17 protein-coding genes and 1 riboswitch are annotated in these 15,528 nt (G+C 70.0%); of the genes, 6 read left to right on the top strand and 11 right to left on the bottom strand.

Annotated elements, in window-relative coordinates; translation table 11 throughout:
- Nucleotides 1-460 precede the first annotated feature (460 nt).
- From AC5L3X_RS38725 to AC5L3X_RS38710, 4 genes are all read right to left on the bottom strand, one after another.
- The gene (locus AC5L3X_RS38725; RefSeq protein WP_173525743.1) at nucleotides 461-661 is read right to left on the bottom strand and encodes a cold-shock protein; all 201 of its coding nucleotides are present in this window, start codon (nucleotides 659-661) and stop codon (nucleotides 461-463) included.
- Between the two features lie 241 nt (nucleotides 662-902).
- Nucleotides 903-1,178, bottom strand: coding sequence for a MoaD/ThiS family protein (locus AC5L3X_RS38720; protein WP_173525744.1), 276 nt, complete (start codon nucleotides 1,176-1,178; stop codon nucleotides 903-905).
- 24 nt (nucleotides 1,179-1,202) lie between these two features.
- Nucleotides 1,203-2,435, bottom strand: a complete 1,233-nt coding sequence (gene thrC, locus AC5L3X_RS38715; RefSeq protein ID WP_494863733.1) for a threonine synthase — start codon at nucleotides 2,433-2,435, stop codon at nucleotides 1,203-1,205.
- 13 nt (nucleotides 2,436-2,448) lie between these two features.
- A riboswitch (SAM riboswitch) is annotated at nucleotides 2,449-2,590 on the bottom strand.
- A 79-nt stretch (nucleotides 2,591-2,669) separates the two neighbouring features.
- A complete protein-coding gene (locus AC5L3X_RS38710; protein ID WP_494863731.1) occupies nucleotides 2,670-3,224 on the bottom strand; it encodes an RNA polymerase sigma factor in 555 nt (184 codons plus the stop codon).
- 31 nt (nucleotides 3,225-3,255) lie between these two features.
- Here AC5L3X_RS38710 and AC5L3X_RS38705 point away from each other — a divergent pair, with 31 nt between their 5' ends.
- Nucleotides 3,256-4,692 (top strand): alpha,alpha-trehalose-phosphate synthase (UDP-forming), encoded by a 1,437-nt coding sequence (locus AC5L3X_RS38705; protein WP_494863729.1) that lies wholly within the window; start codon nucleotides 3,256-3,258, stop codon nucleotides 4,690-4,692.
- Nucleotides 4,693-4,723: 31 nt separating this feature from the next.
- Complete coding sequence (locus AC5L3X_RS38700; protein WP_189129096.1) at nucleotides 4,724-5,887, top strand: MFS transporter; 1,164 nt, start codon at nucleotides 4,724-4,726, stop codon at nucleotides 5,885-5,887.
- On the opposite strand, the gene AC5L3X_RS38695 is transcribed toward AC5L3X_RS38700, so the two are convergent.
- The 3 genes from AC5L3X_RS38695 to AC5L3X_RS38685 are packed head-to-tail and all read right to left on the bottom strand — an operon-like array spanning nucleotide 5,865 to nucleotide 7,627.
- A complete protein-coding gene (locus tag AC5L3X_RS38695; RefSeq protein ID WP_494863727.1) occupies nucleotides 5,865-6,479 on the bottom strand; it encodes a hypothetical protein in 615 nt (204 codons plus the stop codon). The genes AC5L3X_RS38700 and AC5L3X_RS38695 overlap by 23 nt on opposite strands.
- A 34-nt stretch (nucleotides 6,480-6,513) precedes the next feature.
- Entirely contained in the window at nucleotides 6,514-7,302 is a 789-nt protein-coding gene (gene otsB / locus AC5L3X_RS38690; protein ID WP_494863725.1) for a trehalose-phosphatase, read from the bottom strand.
- A gap of 22 nt (nucleotides 7,303-7,324) precedes the next feature.
- The gene (locus tag AC5L3X_RS38685) at nucleotides 7,325-7,627 is read right to left on the bottom strand and encodes a DUF3263 domain-containing protein (protein ID WP_189129098.1); all 303 of its coding nucleotides are present in this window, start codon (nucleotides 7,625-7,627) and stop codon (nucleotides 7,325-7,327) included.
- Nucleotides 7,628-7,744: 117 nt separating this feature from the next.
- Between AC5L3X_RS38685 and AC5L3X_RS38680 the strand changes: the two genes are divergently transcribed.
- The 4 genes from AC5L3X_RS38680 to AC5L3X_RS38665 all read left to right on the top strand — a co-directional run bounded on the left by AC5L3X_RS38680 (nucleotide 7,745) and on the right by AC5L3X_RS38665 (nucleotide 11,440).
- Nucleotides 7,745-8,551: an SAM hydrolase/SAM-dependent halogenase family protein gene (locus AC5L3X_RS38680; RefSeq protein ID WP_494863722.1), complete on the top strand. Its 807-nt coding sequence runs from the start codon at nucleotides 7,745-7,747 to the stop codon at nucleotides 8,549-8,551.
- Nucleotides 8,552-8,676: 125 nt separating this feature from the next.
- A complete protein-coding gene (locus AC5L3X_RS38675; RefSeq protein ID WP_494863721.1) occupies nucleotides 8,677-9,828 on the top strand; it encodes a S8 family serine peptidase in 1,152 nt (383 codons plus the stop codon).
- Nucleotides 9,829-9,854: 26 nt separating this feature from the next.
- Nucleotides 9,855-10,259: a Zn-ribbon domain-containing OB-fold protein gene (locus AC5L3X_RS38670; RefSeq protein WP_189129100.1), complete on the top strand. Its 405-nt coding sequence runs from the start codon at nucleotides 9,855-9,857 to the stop codon at nucleotides 10,257-10,259.
- Nucleotides 10,256-11,440 (top strand): lipid-transfer protein, encoded by a 1,185-nt coding sequence (locus AC5L3X_RS38665; RefSeq protein ID WP_494863720.1) that lies wholly within the window; start codon nucleotides 10,256-10,258, stop codon nucleotides 11,438-11,440. The genes AC5L3X_RS38670 and AC5L3X_RS38665 overlap by 4 nt, the downstream gene beginning before the upstream one ends.
- Before the next feature lie 49 nt (nucleotides 11,441-11,489).
- Here AC5L3X_RS38665 and AC5L3X_RS38660 read toward each other — a convergent pair whose 3' ends face one another.
- The 4 genes from AC5L3X_RS38660 to AC5L3X_RS38645 are packed head-to-tail and all read right to left on the bottom strand — an operon-like array spanning nucleotide 11,490 to nucleotide 15,443.
- Nucleotides 11,490-12,506, bottom strand: coding sequence for an ABC transporter ATP-binding protein (locus tag AC5L3X_RS38660; protein ID WP_494863719.1), 1,017 nt, complete (start codon nucleotides 12,504-12,506; stop codon nucleotides 11,490-11,492).
- Complete coding sequence (locus AC5L3X_RS38655) at nucleotides 12,490-13,527, bottom strand: ABC transporter ATP-binding protein (protein WP_494863717.1); 1,038 nt, start codon at nucleotides 13,525-13,527, stop codon at nucleotides 12,490-12,492. Before AC5L3X_RS38655 ends, AC5L3X_RS38660 begins: the two co-directional genes overlap by 17 nt.
- Nucleotides 13,528-13,540: 13 nt before the next feature.
- The gene (locus tag AC5L3X_RS38650) at nucleotides 13,541-14,506 is read right to left on the bottom strand and encodes an ABC transporter permease (protein WP_494863715.1); all 966 of its coding nucleotides are present in this window, start codon (nucleotides 14,504-14,506) and stop codon (nucleotides 13,541-13,543) included.
- Nucleotides 14,499-15,443 carry an ABC transporter permease gene (locus AC5L3X_RS38645; protein WP_494863714.1) on the bottom strand — a complete coding sequence of 315 codons (945 nt, stop codon included), beginning with the start codon at nucleotides 15,441-15,443 and terminating at the stop codon, nucleotides 14,499-14,501. Before AC5L3X_RS38645 ends, AC5L3X_RS38650 begins: the two co-directional genes overlap by 8 nt.
- Nucleotides 15,444-15,528 lie beyond the last annotated feature (85 nt).

The following is a 15,528-nucleotide window of genomic DNA, read 5'->3' as shown; positions in this document are numbered from 1 at the left end:
TCCAGCACGACGTTGCGGCCCTTGGGCCCCAGGGTCACCTTGACGGCGTCGGCGAGCTGGTTCATACCGCGCTCGAGACCGCGCCGGGCGTCCTCGTCAAACGCGATCATCTTGGCTGCCATAAGGCTAGACCTCCCAGATACAGGGTGGCTTGCGGTGGACCGAGCCGACGCCCGCGACGGCAACGTGCGCAGGCCCACATCAGCGGGCTACGCACCAGGGCCCACATCTCCGTTCGGCAGACCCCGTCGTCCCGATCCAGGTGTTGGCACTCACGAACAGAGAGTGCCAACGATTTTTTAGCACTCTACCCCGTCGAGTGCAAGCTGAAGCCATTGCCGCCCAGGTCAGTCGGTACGGCGGGTCACCTGGACCCGCCGTACCGGTGTCGGCGAAATGCGGGTGGCGGGTTTCGCGCGGACTGCGCTGCCGTGCGAACCGCCGTGCACCGGCCAGCCGGTCAGACCGCGCGGACAGCCTCCGCCTGCGGCCCCTTCTGACCCTGCGTGATCTCGAACTCGACCCGCTGGCCCTGTTCGAGAGAGCGATAGCCGTCCATCATGATGGCTGAGTAATGGACGAATACATCCTTACCACCGTCTACCGCGATGAAGCCGTAGCCCTTGTCCGCGTTGAACCATTTGACGGTGCCCTGCGCCACTTCCGACTCCTCTTACTGGGCTCACGGATCTCGCCCATTCGTCCGCGAGACCCGCAATCGCCATGACTATGGGGAAAACAGCCAGACGATCGCCCTCGACCATACCTGTGGGAGAGCGTTTAGCAACAGAGTCAAAGCACCAAACTACGCATTTCAGCACGAGTCAAAGTGGTTCAACATTGAATTGCCTAGAAAAGAAGAAGGCGCCCGCAACGGAGCGCCTTCCGAACGTGACGGGTGGTCAACCGCCTGCTACGGCCGGGATGATGGAGATCTGTACGCCTTCGGGCGCCACGGTGTCGAGCCCCTCGGCGAAACGGACATCCTCTTCCCCAACGTAAACGTTGACGAAACGACGGATCTTGCCCGATTCATCGAGAATGCGGGCACCGATCCCCGGATAGTCGGAGTCAAGCTTGGCGAGGACGTCACGAAGAGTCGCCCCTTCGCCACTCACTTCCGCGCTGCCCCCGGTGTAGGTGCGCAGAATGGTGGGAATTCGCACAGAAACACTCATGGTTTACCTGGCCTTTCCTGATTGTCAGACAGTCGCGCGGAACGCGTCGAGAGAGGGCCGGATGACGGCCGTGGGCGCGGCGCCGTCGGCGATCGCGTCGAGCGTCTTCAGCCCGTCGCCGGTGTTGAGCACCACGGTCTCGGCGTCCGGGTCGAGCTGCCCGGTCTCGACGAGCTTCTTCAGCACGCCCACGGTGACTCCCCCGGCCGTCTCGGCGAACACGCCCTCGGTCGAGGCCAGCAGCCTGATCGCCGCGACGATCTCGGCGTCGGTGACGTCCTCCACGGCGCCGCCCGTGCGGCGGGCGATGTCGAGCACGTAGGGGCCGTCGGCGGGGTTGCCGATGGCCAGCGACTTGGCGATGGTGTCGGGCCTGACCGGCTGCACCACGTCATGCCCGGCCTTGTACGCGCCGGACACGGGCGAGCAGCCGAGCGCCTGGGCGCCGTAGATCTTGTAGGGCGTGTCCTCGACCAGCCCGAGCGCAACCAGCTCCTTGAAGCCCTTGTCGATCTTCGTGAGCTGGGAGCCGGAGGCCACCGGGATGACGATCTGCTCGGGCAGCCGCCAGCCGAGCTGCTCGGCGATCTCGTACGCGAGCGTCTTGGAGCCCTCGGCGTAGTAGGGCCGCAGATTGACGTTGACGAAGCCCCACTTGTCGCCCATCGGGTCGCCGATCAGCTCCGAGCAGAACCGGTTGACCTCGTCGTAGCTGCCCTCGATGCCGATCAGCCTGCCACCGAACACCCGGGCCATGGCGATCTTGGCCGCCTCCAGGCCCGCGGGGATGAACACGCAGGCGTCGAGCCCGGCCCTGGCCGCGGCCGCCGTGACCGCGCCCGCCAGGTTGCCCGTGGAGGAGCAGGACAGCGTGTGGAAGCCGAAGTTGCGCGCCGCCTCGACGGCGATGGCGACCACCCGGTCCTTGAAGGAGTGGGTGGGGTTGGCCGAGTCGTCCTTGACGTACAGGGACTTGACGCCGAGCTTGCGCCCGAGGTTGCCGGCCTTGACCAGAGGGGTCCAGCCGGGGTTCATGTTGGGCTTGTCGGCGACGTCGTCGGGGACGGGGAGCAGCGAGCGGTAGCGCCAGATGTTGGCGGGCCCGGCCTCGATGTCGGCCCGGGAGACGGCGCCGAAGGAGTAGGCCGCTTCGAGCGGCCCGAAACACTCCAGACAGGCGAAGCTCGGGCCGAGGGGATAGCGGGCTCCGCACTCGCGGCAGGACAGACCGGTGGCGGGACCAAAGTCGAGCGACATGAAGCGAGGCCTTCCCTCATCTTCGCCCGCGGCCACCCTGACCGCGGACCGGAATTGGCACCCTGTCCCGGTCGGCCTCGCCAGGTCGCGAGTCGAAAGCCGGGAGGGTTGCCGGGGCTTCGCAGGGCCGGTCCCTCCACCCCTCTGGATGAGCAATATGCAGTTGTTGTAAGGGACTCTACCTGGCCAGGCGGCCGGGCTGACCCCATGTCTCAACAAGTGAGACGGGCGGTCTCACCTGTAGTCGTCACCCAGCGCCGCCTGGACGTACTTGCGGGCCTGGTGGATGCGGGACTTGGCGGTGCCGAGCGGGATGCCGAGGTGCTCGGCCACCTCGTTGTAGTCGAGCTGCACGATGTCGCGCAGCACCAGCGCTTGGGCCAGGTCGGGCTTGTCGGCCTCCAGCGCCTCCATCGCGTCGAGCAGGTCGAGCCGCGACCCGGCGATGACGCTGACCCGGCGCACGTCGGGCTTCTGCACGGGCAGCTCGTCGGAGCTCTGCTCGGCCGCCCTGCGCTTGAGCGACCGGTAGGTGGTGCGCGCGCAGTTGGCGGTCACGATGTGCAGCCACGTGCTGAACCTCGCGCGCCCCTCGAAGCGCCCGATGTTGCGGGCCACGGCGAGCAGGGTGTCCTGCGACGCCTCCTCGGCGTCCTGGCGGTAGGGCAGGATCCGGGAGCAGTGGCGCATCACATCGGGCTCGATCCGGCGCAGCAGCTCGCCGAGTGCGCGATGATCTCCGCCAGCGGCGGAGCGGGCCAGGTCCTCGGTTAGCTCATCAAGCGCCATAGCTGGGATCCTATGGTCGGAGGAGGCGTACATGAACAGTGTCTTGGTTGCCTCGAACAGAGGTCCCGTCTCGTTCACCGTCTCCGAGGACGGCGTTCTGACCATGAAACGTGGCGGTGGTGGCCTGGTGTCCGGGCTGTCCGGGGTGACGAAGAACGTCGGGGTTCTGTGGGTGTGCGCCGCCTTGTCCGACGGCGACCGGAGCGCCGTCCGGCAGGCCCCGGGCGGGCGGCTCGACCAGGCCGGCTACGACACGGGCGCGCTGAGGATGCTCGACATCCCGCCCGCCACGTTCCACCGCGCCTACAACGCCGTGGCCAACTCCACCCTCTGGTTCGTCAACCACCTGCTCTACGACATCCCCAACTCCCCCCGGTTCGGCACCAAGTTCCAGCGCGAGTGGGAGTCCTACCGCGACTACAACGGCGCGTTCGCGCTGGCCCTGGCCGAGGAGGCCGGGCACGAGGCCCGCGTGATGGTGCAGGACTACCACCTGACCCTGACCCCGGCGATGCTCCGCGCCGAGCGCCCCGACCTGCGCATCGCCCATTTCAGCCACACCCCCTGGGCGCCGCCCGAGTACTTCTCGCTGCTGCCTGACGAGGTGGCCCGCGAGGTCCTGGAGGGCATCCTGGGCGCCGACCACGCGGGGTTCCTGACCGAGCGCTGGGCAGGCGCGTTCATGGACTGCTGCCGGTTCCTGCTGGGCGCGGAGATCGACCGGACCGGCCGGACGATCACCCACGAGGGCCGCACGACCCGCATCGGCGTCCACCCCCTGGGCGTCGACGGCGCCGCGCTGCGCGACCGGGCCGGCGAGCCCGACGTCGAGTCGCACATGACGGCGCTGCGCGAGCAGGTCGGCGACCGCAGGCTGATCGTCCGCATCGACCGCACCGAGCTGTCCAAGAACATCGTGCGCGGCCTGCTCGCCTACCGTGAGTTCCTGGCCGCGCATCCCGAGTGGCACGGCCGGGTGGTGCACCTGGCGTTCGCCTACCCGAGCAGGCACGATCTGCCCGAATATCGCGAATACACCGCGTCGGTGCAGCGTTGCGCCCAGGAGATCGAGGACGAGTACGCCACCGAGGACTGGGACCCGCTCATCCTCAACGTCGACGACGACTACCCGCGCTCGCTGGCCGCCTACCGGATGGCCGACGTGCTGCTGGTCAACCCGATCCGCGACGGCATGAACCTGGTGGCCAAGGAGGGCCCGATCCTGTCCCCGACGGCCGCGCTGGTGCTGTCCCGCGAGGCGGGCGCGGCGGCCGAGCTGGGCGACGACGCGCTCCTGGTCAACCCCTACGACGTCAGCGGCACGGCCGCGGCGCTGCACGAGGCGCTGGTCATGCCGGTGGAGGAACGCGAGCGGCGCCGCGACAGGCTGGCGGCCGCCGCCACCGCGCTGCCCCCGCAGCAGTGGCTGGCGGCCCAGCTCGACGCCCTGAACTACGATTTGCGGTAAATCACCCCCTTTCTCGACAGGAGCCGGCCGGATGCCGACCGCCGAAGTCCGGCTCACCCGCGACGCCCCCACCTGGCTGATCTACCTCCAGCTCGGCACGTTCGCGACCTTCCTGTACGGCCTGAGCGCCGCCCTGCCACTGCTGCGCCAGGACCAGCAGTTGTCCAACGCCGTCGCCGGCCTGCACGGCACCGCCCTGGCCGCGGGCACCATCCTGGCCGGGCTCGCGCTGCCCGCCCTCTGCCGCAGGTACGGCAGGCGAGCCGTCACCTGGGGCGGCCTGGCCGGCATGAACGCGGGCGTCGTCCTCGTCATGCTCGTCCCCGTCCTGCCCGCCACCCTGCTCGGCTACGGCCTGGCCGGGGCGTTCGGCTCGGCCGCGCTCTACGCCTCGATGGCGGCGCTGAGCGACCACCACGGCCCCGCCGGGCCGGCCGCGATCAGCGAGGCCAACGGGGTGGCCGTGGCGTTCGGCATCGCGATGTCGTTCCTGCTCAGCGTGGTGGCGGGGACGGTGCTCGGCTGGCGGGCCACGCTGCTGCTCACCCCGCTGCTGACCGTGGCGCTGGCGCTGTCCATGGGCCGGATCTGGATCCCCGCCGAACACCGGCCCGGAGCCGCCTCGGCCGCCGCCTCCGGCCGCCCACGCCCCGGGTGGCGCTTCCACCTGGCGGGCGGCGTGCTGTTCTGCTGCGTGGCGCTGGAGTTCTGCTTCAACCTGTGGGCCGCCGCCCTGTTCGCGGGCAACACCGGGCTGAGCGTGGCGGCGGCGGCCACCGGCCTGACGGCGTTCACCGCGGGCATGGCGGTGGGCCGCTTCACCGGCGGCCGGCTGGCCCTGCGGCTGCCGCCCGACCGGTTGTTCGTCGGCGCGCTGCTGCTGGCCGGAGCGGGCTGGCTGATCTTCTGGCTGAGCTCGTCGCCGCTGCTCGGCTATGCCGGGCTGGCCATCACCGGGCTCGGAGTCGCGCTGCACTTCCCGCTGGGCCTGGCCGCGCTGATCACCCACTCCGGCGGGCGTTCCGACCTGGCCTCGGCCGTCGCGCCCGTCTGCTCCGGGGCCGCGGTGGCCGTCGGCCCGCTGGCGCTCGGCGCGCTGGCCGACGGCTTCGGCACCCGTTACGCGTTCCTGCTGGTGCCGGTGTTCATCGGGCTGGCCATCGGCGGCGTGATCACCGCCAGACCGCGCGCTTGAGCACGCCCGGCAGGCCCGGGGTGTTCCACCGGTCGACGATGAGGATCCTGCTCTGCGGCAGGTACCACTCACGCTGGACGTACCTCGACTTCACCGTGCCGCCCGAGTACGAGACGCATTTCGCCTTCCACTCGCGGTAGTGCGCCTTGTGGCCGGGGCCGACCTGGCGCAGGCCCTTCGCCGCCGCGCCGCCGAGCACCTGCCCCCACCTGTGGTTGTGCGGGCAGGCCTGGACGTCGGTCGCCGGGTAGAAGGGCCGCTTGGCGGTGTAGGGCTTGAACACCTCATTGCCGATCTTGATGGCATCGGGGCCGAGGATGGAGAAACTGTCGCATTCGGAATGCCCGTATCCGCCTCGGGGATTGGCGCAGGCCCCGGTGACGACCTGGATCCAGTCGCCCCTGCCGTACACCTTCCAGCCGGGCGGGAGGTTGAGCGTGAGGCCGTTGCGCAGTTGCAGCGGCCGGGCGGCGGAGGCGCCGGCGGTGGCGGTGGCGGGGGTGCTGGCGGGGGTGCTGGCGGAGGCGGCGGTGGGCGCCACGAGAACGGCCGCCGCGGCCAGAGCCGCGGCGGCGAGGGTGGTCTTCGTCATGCCGCGACCGTAGTGCGGGCCACTTGCAACCGGATCAAGAACGACTGACGACCGCGGCCAGCTCCCCGAGTAGAGCCACGACCCCGTCGGGACCGTCGACCACGACATCGGCCCGGTCGGCCAGCGCGGTCACCTCGGCGGAGCCGCTGCACACGGTCACGCCCGGCAGCCCCGACGCCTTGACCGCGTCGAAGGCGGCCAGGTCGCCGAGGTCGTCGCCGACGAACATGACGGATCGGGCGTCCCGTTCGGCCAGGAACAGGCTGAGCGCGTGCCCCTTGTCCATGCCCGACGGCCTGAGCTCCAGCACGAACCGGCCGGGCTCGACGACCAGCCCGTGTTTCTCGGCCAGCTTGGTCAGCGGCTCACGCAGCGCGGCCAGCAGCGTCTCGGGGTCGGGGGCGCGCCTGGTGTGCACGGCCACGGCCCGGCCCTTGTCCTCAATCAGCGCGCCGGACGCGCCGAGCGAGTCGAGCAGCAGCGGCAGCTCCGCCTTGACCTGGGGCACCCCGGGCGGGGGCGGCGGCGCGGAGATCCTGCCGGCCTCCCACCGCTCGAACCCGTAGTGGCCCAGCACGACCAGCCCCGGCACGTCGGTCAGCCCGGGCCCGAGCTTCAGCACGGTGGCCGCGGGCCGCCCGGTCAGGATGGCCACCGCTCCCACGTGCGCGCCCAGCGTGGCCAGGACGCCGGGCGCCTCGGGATGGATGCCGGCGGACGCGGGATCGGACACGATCGGCGACAGCGTGCCGTCGAAGTCGAGCCCGATCACGGCGCCGGCCGGGTCGGTCAGGATCGCTTGGATTCCAGGGATGTTCCTCACGCGGCTGGGGGTACCCAGCCGATCAGGGACGCATGCCGAGACGACGGGCGGCTCGGTCGCGCTGGCGGGTGGCGCGCAGCCTGCGTAGCCGCTTAACCAGCATCGGATCCCGTTCCAGGGCCTCCGGCTTGTCGATCAATTCGCCCAGCAACTGGTAGTAGCGGGTGGCGGAGAACCCGAAGGTCTCCTTGATGGCCTGCTCCTTCGCGCCCGCATGACGCCACCACTGGCGTTCGAAGGCGAGGAGCTCGAGATCGCGTTCGGTGAGGGGGTGATGCGACGGGTCGTGGGCAGCACTGTCACCGCCGGCCGGTGCAGTGTCCATGGTTCCTCCTCGGAAGGATGCGCGCGACGATCACATCGCACGCATGCGGCCCGTCGCCATCGTAATGTGCCGAGTCCGGCTGTTCATGGTGGATCGCGAGACGTACAGTCACCAAGTGTGACCTCTGTCATCACACTTCTCACCGACTACGGGATCGAAGACGGCTACGTCGCCGCATGTCATGGCGTGATCGCGGGCATCGCTCCCGACGTCCGGGTGATCGACGTGTGCCACGTCGTCCCCTCGGGTGACGTACGCCGAGGCGCCGCGATCCTGGCCCAGACGATCCCCTACCTTCCCAAGGGCGTGCACATCGGCGCGGTCGATCCGGGGGCGGGCGGGGCCAGGCGGGCGGTCGCCGTCGAGGCGGGCGGCCGGGTGTTCATCGGCCCCGACAACGGGCTGCTGTCGTGGGCGGTCCACGCGAGCGGCGGGGCGCGGGCGGCGTACGAGATCAGCAACGAGGAGCATTTCCTCAGACCCGTCTCGCCGACCTTCCATGGGCGCGACGTCTACTCTCCGGTGGCGGGGCGGCTGTGCGCCGGGCTCACGCCGGCCGATCTCGGCCCCGAGCTGCCCGCGTCGAGGCTGGTCTCGCTGCCCGAGCCGACCTCGGTGCTGCGCGAGGGGGCGGTCGAGGGCGAAGTGGTCTCGGTCGACCGCTACGGCAACACGCAGCTGTCGATCACCGCCGGCGACCTGGAGAGGCTGGGCGTGCGGGTCGGCGACCTGCTCGGTGTGCGGCTGGGGCGCCGGCAGCTGTCGATGCCCTACCTCGAGACGTTCGCGGCGGTGCCGCCGGGCGAGCTGGTGGCGTTCGCCGACTCGGCGGGGCTGATCGCGTTCGCGGTCAACTCGGGTGACGCGGCGCAGCGCCTCGGCCTGCCGCCTGGCGCACATGTCCGTCTTGCACCCTCACACTGACAGGAAAAGCACCAAAGGGTAATTACACCGCGTATCGGTCTGTTTACCGAAGCTTCGGATTGACGCGGCGGGCACGTGTCAGAATCTCCCGATCGGGCGTGCCCCTCCTGTCCCCGAGGTCCCACGTGTCCCAACTGTCCCGTGCCGTGCCCGCCGTGCTGGTCACGGCCTGTCTGGCCACCCTGCTGGTGATCGGCGCGGCACCGAGCGCGGGTGACGATCTCGTCACCACCGACCGCTGGCAGCTGTCCGTGCTGCGGCTGCGTCAGGCCTGGCCACTGAGCAAGGGTCAGGGCGTGCTGGTCGCCGTGCTCGACACCGGCGTCGACGGCCGTCATCCCGACCTCGCCGGCGCCGTGGTCCACGGCCCCGACCTGACCGGCACGGCCCGCCGCCAGAGCCGGCGCGGACACCACGGCACCGCCATGGCCGCCCTCATCGCGGGCCGCGGCCACGGCGAGGGGCACGGGGTGATCGGCGTCGCGCCCGCGGCGCGGGTGCTGTCGATCCGGGTCACGCTGGAGGTCGGCGACCCGCTCCGCGAAAGGGAGCGTTCAGCCGGTCACGACGCGCTGGCCCGCGGCATCCGCTACGCGGCCGACCACGGCGCCGACGTGATCAGCATGTCCCTGGGCGGGGGCGGCGGTTCCTGGCAGGGGTCGGCGGCCGAGCAGCGAGCGGTGCGCTACGCGATCAGCCGGGGAGCCGTGCTCGTCGCCTCCGCGGGCAACGACGGCGCCACGGCCAACCGGAAGAACTTCCCCGCCGCCTACCCCGGAGTGATCGCGGTGGGCGCGGTCGACAGGCGGCTCAGGGTGGCCCGGTTCTCCAACCGCCAGGGCTACCTCAGCGTGGTCGCCCCCGGCACTGGCATCGTCAGCGCCGACGGCCGCGACTCCTACCGGGCCGGCGACGGCACCAGCGCGGCCGCGGCCATGGTGGCCGGCATCGCCGCGCTGATCAGGGCCGCGCACCCCGACCTGCCGCCGCATCTCGTCCGCCGGGCGATCGAGCTGGGCACCACCCGGCGGCCCGCCACCGGCCACGACTCCTCCTACGGGCACGGCGTGGCCAACGCGCTGCTCGCGTTGCGCCGGGCGGAGCTGCTGGCCGGCGCGCCCACGGCGCCGGCCCGGCCCGCGACCCGCCCGGCCGGACGCACGGCCGGGTCGCCGCCGTCCAGGACTCCGGTGGTCCTCGGCCTGGTGCTGCTGTCGGCGGGAATGTCGGCCCGGCTGATCGTCCGGCAGGGCCGGCGCGGAAGGCGTTCTGCCTAGCAAGCGCTTGTGTGATACTCGTGCGTATGACGCTGGCGATCGACGGCTGGTTCACCATCGACGACAACGGCGCCTGCCTGATCGGCACCAGGTGCGCCGCCTGCGGCACGGTCGCGTTCCCGCCCCGCCACGGGTTCTGCCCCAGTCCGCGCTGCGAGAGCGAGTCCATGGCGGAGACCAGGCTGTCGAGGAGGGGGCGGATCTGGTCCTACACCAACGCCTGCTACCCGCCTCCCGCGCCGTTCGTGGCGGCGGAGCCGTACCTGCCGGTCACACTGGCCGCGGTCGAGCTGGCCGAGGAGGGAATCGTCGTGCTCGGGCAGGTCAAGGACCTCACGGTCGACGACCTTCAGGTGGGCATGGAGGTCGAGCTGACCCACGGGGCGCTCGCTGACGGCCCGCTGGTGTGGATGTGGGGGCGGGTCTCGTGAGCGTGGTCGTGCTGGGCACCGGCATGCACCCCTGGGGGAAGTGGGGCCGGCCGTTCGCCGAATACGGCGTCGCCGCGGCCCGCGAGGCGCTCGCCGACGCCGGGATCGCCTGGAGCGACGTCCAGTTCCTGGTCGGCGCCGACACGATCAGGAACGGTTACCCGGGCTTCGTGGCGGGAGCCACCTACGCGCGGGCGCTCGGCTGGTCGGGCGTCCGGATCGCGTCCTGCTACGCGGCCTGCGCGTCCGGCGCGCAGGCGATCGACATCGCGCGGACCCGGATCCTGGCCGGGCTGTGCGACGTCGCGCTGGTGGTGGGCGCCGACTCCACGCCCAAGGGCTTCTTCAAGCCGGTCGGTGGTGACCGGCCGGACGATCCGGACTGGCTCCGGTTCCGGCTGCTCGGCGCCACAAATCCCGGATATTTCGGCCTTTATGCGCGCAGGCGGATGGCCCTGTACGGTTCAACCGCCGACGACTTCGCCGCCGTGAAGGTCAAGAACTCGCTGGCCGGCTCGCTGAACCCGATGGCCCGCTACCGCAAACCCGTCTCCGCCGAGGAGGTGCTGGCCTCCCCGATGGTCGCCGACCCGCTGCGCCTCATGGACATCTGCGCGACCTCCGACGGCGGCGCCGCGCTGGTGCTCGCCTCAGGCGCCTACGCCGACCGGCTCGGCGTCACCCATCCGGTACGCCTGGCCGCCGTGTCGACCGTCACCCCCACGTTCCCCAACACGGTGCTGGAGCTGCCCGAGTTCGCGACCGACTCCCGCGCCGCCGTGCCCCCGCCCGACAGGCCGTTCCGGGCCGCCATCGCGCACGCCGCGTACGAGGAGGCGGGCCTCGGCCCCCAGGACCTGTCGCTCGCCGAGGTCTACGACCTGTCCACGGCGCTCGAACTGGACTGGGTCGAGGACATCGGGCTCTGCCCGCCGGGGGAGGCGGACAAGCTGCTGCGCGCGGGCGACACCGCGCTGGGCGGGCGCGTGCCGGTGAACCCGTCCGGCGGGCTGGCCTCGTTCGGTGAGGCCATTCCCGCCCAGGCCATCGCCCAGGTGTGCGAGCTGACCCGCCAGCTGCGCGGCCAGGCCGGCGCCCGGCAGGTCGCGGACGCGAGGGCCGGGCTGGCCGTCAATCAGGGCCTGTTCGGCCACGGGTCAGCCGTCATCGCCACCCGCTGAACGCGCGCAGGCCCCCCGCGATGATCGCGGGGGGCCTGCGGGTCACTCGCTAGCCGACGTGGACCACGTCGTGCGTCTCGGCGAAGTGGCACGCGCTCTCGTGCTGCGTGCCGGTCCTGATCTGCAGCAGCGGCTCCTCCGTGGCGCAGATCTCCTGCGCCTTCCAGCAGCGGGTGCGGAAACGGCAGCCCGACGGCGGATTGGCCGGCGAGGGCGGGTCGCCCTGCAGGATGATCCGCTCGCGCTGCTCGCGGCCCTCGGGGTCGGGGACCGGCACGGCCGACAGCAGCGCCTGGGTGTAGGGGTGAGCGGGCTTGTCGTAGATCTCGGTGTCCTTGCCGAGCTCCACCACCTTGCCCAGGTACATCACCGCGACCCGGTCGGAGATGTGGCGCACCACCGACAGGTCGTGGGCGATGAAGATGTACGCCAGGTTGAACTCGTTCTGCAGCCGCTCCAGCAGGTTGATGACCTGCGCCTGGATCGACACGTCGAGCGCGGAGACCGGCTCGTCGCAGACGATGATCTCTGGCTGCAGCGCCAGGCCCCGGGCGATGCCGATGCGCTGGCGCTGACCGCCGGAGAACTGGTGCGGGTAGCGGTTGATGTGGTCGGGGTTGAGGCCCACGACCTCCAGCAGCTCCTGCACCTTGCGCAGGCGGTCACCCTTGGGAGCGACCTCCGTGTGGATGTCGTACGGCTCGCCCACGATGTCGCCGACGGTCATCCGAGGGTTCAGCGAGGTGTAGGGGTCCTGCATCACCATCTGGATGTTGCGGCGCATCCGCTTGAGCTCGCCGCCCTTGGCCTTGGCGATGTCACGACCGTTGATCATGACCGAGCCGGACGTCGGACGTTCCAGTGCCATGAGCACCTTGGCCAGCGTGGACTTGCCACAGCCCGACTCGCCCACGATGCCCAGCGTCTCACCTCTGTCGAGGTCGAACGAGACGCCGTCCACCGCCTTGATCGCGCCGATCTGGCGCTTCATCACGATGCCCTGGGTCAGGGGGAAGTGCTTGACCAGATCGCGGACCTCGAGGATGCGCTCACCTGTTGTCGCCATCGAGGACCTCCCTCCAGTAGTGGCAGGCGCTGTTGCGAGTGCCGCTGATCTCGTAGAGCGGGGGGACGTCGGTCACGCAGTTGTCCTGACGGTAGGGGCACCGCGGATGGAAGGCGCAGCCGGGCGGCATGTCGAGCAGGTTGGGCGGCAGGCCCTTGATCGCGTACAGCTCCTGGCCCTTCAGGTCGACCCGGGGGATCGACTCCAGCAGGCCCTTGGTGTAGGGGTGGGCGGGCGCCTTGTAGATGTCGTGCACGAGCGCGTTCTCCACGATGCGCCCGCCGTACATGACCGCGATCTTGTCGGCGACGTCGGCCACCACGCCGAGGTCGTGCGTGATCAGGATCATGCCCATGTTGCTCTCGCGCTGCAGCTCGGCGAGCAGCTCCATGATCTGGGCCTGCACCGTCACGTCGAGCGCGGTGGTCGGCTCGTCGGCGATCAGCACCTCGGGGTCCAGCGCGATCGCCATGGCGATCATGATGCGCTGGCGCATGCCCCCGGAGAACTGGTGCGGATAGTCGTTGAGGCGCTGTCTGGCGGCCGGGATGCGGACCTTCTCCATCAGCTCGACGGCCTTGGCCATGCCGTCACGCTTGGACATCCCGCGGTGCACCCGGAACATCTCGCTGATCTGCCAGCCCACGGTGAACACCGGGTTGAGCGCGGAGAGCGCGTCCTGGAAGATCATCGCGATCCGCTGGCCACGCACCTGGGTGCGCGCCTCCTCCGACAGCTTGAGCAGGTCGGTGCCGCGGAAGCGGATCTCCCCCTTGGGGATCCGCGCCGGCGGCATGTCGAGAATGCCCATGATCGCCTGAGCGGTCACGGACTTGCCGGACCCCGACTCGCCCAGCACCGCGAGGGTCTCACCGGAGTCGAGCGTGTAGCTCACCCCGTTGACGGCCCGCACGATGCCCGCCCGCGTGCCGAACTCCACATGCAGGTCTTCCACGGCCAGCAGCGGCTCGTTGCCCAGCCCTCCCTCGGCGGGCAACACGTCCGGTGACGTCTTCCTCATCTGATCCCCCCTCCTACCTGAGCTTCGGGTCGAGCGCGTCACGGACGGCGTCGCCCATCATGATGAACGCGAGCACGGTGATGCTCAGGAACACAGCGGGGAACACCAGCGGCAGCGGCGCCTCCAGGAACCGGTTGCGAGCATCGGCGATCATCAGGCCCCAGGAGATGTCCGGTGACTGGACACCGACTCCCAGGAAGGACAGCGCCGCCTCGGCCGCGATGAAGCCACCGAGGTTGATCGTGGCGATGACGATCACCGGAGCGAGCGCGTTCGGCAGCAGGTGCCGGAACATGATGCGGCTCTGACTGGCTCCCAGAGCACGCGCCGCGATCACGAAGTCCTGGCTTCTGGCCGTGATGACCGCGGCCCTCATGATGCGGAACGTCATCGGCCAGGCCAGGATCGACAGTGCGATCACCACGATCCAGATGCCGAGATCCTGATCCCGGAAGGTGGCCGTGATGAGCAGCGCGCCCAGAATGGAGGGGATGGCGAAGAAGATCTCGGTGATCCGCGAGGTGATCGTGTCGACCACGCCGCCACGGGTGCCCGCGATGAGACCGAGCAGGCCGCCCACGATGGCGGTGATGAGCGTCGTGGTGACACCGATCACGATCGAGTTGCGGGCGCCGTAGATCGTCCTGGCGTAGACGTCACAGCCCTGGTTGTCCCGGCCGAACAGGTGACCCGGGCTGGGTCCCTGCCGGGCGGTGGCCAGCTCGCAGGTCCTCGCCGAGAACGGGTCGATCGAGGAGAACAACGACGGCCAGAACGACATGACCAGCAGGATCGCGATGAGCACCAGCGAGACGATGAACATCGGCCTACGGCGCAGATCGTGCCAGGCGTCGCCCCACAGGCTGGCCGGCCTGGCCTCCTTCGGGCGCTTCACCGGCGGTGGGGTCGCCACGACCTGATCCTTGGTCAGCGTCCTGGTCTCCTGGGGCACAGGTTCGACCTGTGGGGTGTCACTCATAGCGGATCCTCGGGTCGAGCACGGCGTACAGCATGTCGACGATCAGATTCGCCAGGATGTACACCAACACCAGGATTGTCACGATGCCTACGACGATCGGTTGCTCACGCAGGTAAACACCCTGATAGAGCTGGTTGCCGATGCCGGGCAGGTTGAAGATCGTCTCGGTGATCACCGCGCCTCCCATCAGGGCGCCCAGGTCGGCTCCCAGATAGGTGACCAGCGGGATCAACGCGTTGCGCAACCCGTGCCTGCCGATGACCCTTCGTCTGGACAGGCCCTTGGCCGTGGCCGTGCGGATGTAGTCGGATCTCAGCGTCTCGACCAGACTCGTTCGAGTGAGCCGGGTGAGATAGGCGATCGACGTGCCCGCCAGCACGAAGCCGGGCAGCAGATAGGACTTCAGGCCCTGGGTGGCTCCGGCGATCGGGAAGATCTCGGTGCCCGTGACCTGCTTCAGCCAGACCCCCAGCCACAGCTGCAGGACGAAGCCGGTGACCAGCGTCGGGACCGAGATGAGCAGCAGCGTCGAAGCCAGGATCCCGGTGTCGGTGGCCCGGCCGCGCCGCAGCGCCGCCCACAGACCCAGCAGAACGCCGATGGCCGCCTCCATGACCAGCGCGACAAGGGCCAGGTTCAGTGTGACCTGGAGCTTGCCCGCCAGCAACTGGGAGACGGGGACACCGGCGAACGTCTTGCCGAGGTCGCCCTGGAAGAGGAGACCGCTGATGTAGTGCCAGTACTGCAGGAGCAGCGGATCGTTGAGGTGATACTGGTCGCGGATGATCGCGACGATCGCCGGATCCTGCCGCTTCTCGCCGGCCAGGGCCGCGACGGGGTCTCCGGGCAGCGCGAACACGATGGCGAAGATGAACAGGGTGGCGCCCAGCAGGACTGGTATCGCCTGGATCAGGCGCCGAATGATGTAACGGCCCATACAAGCCTCCCGTACATGCCAGAAGGCAGCCCCTGGGGACCTGGGGTTGCGGGGCCCAAGCGACTGCCTTCACGGCGGGCTCTCA

The sequence above is a fragment of the Nonomuraea sp. CX421 genome (assembly GCF_059358955.1).
The sequence above is the reverse complement of the archived record's forward strand: the minus strand, read 5'-3'. Positions and strand labels throughout refer to the sequence as shown.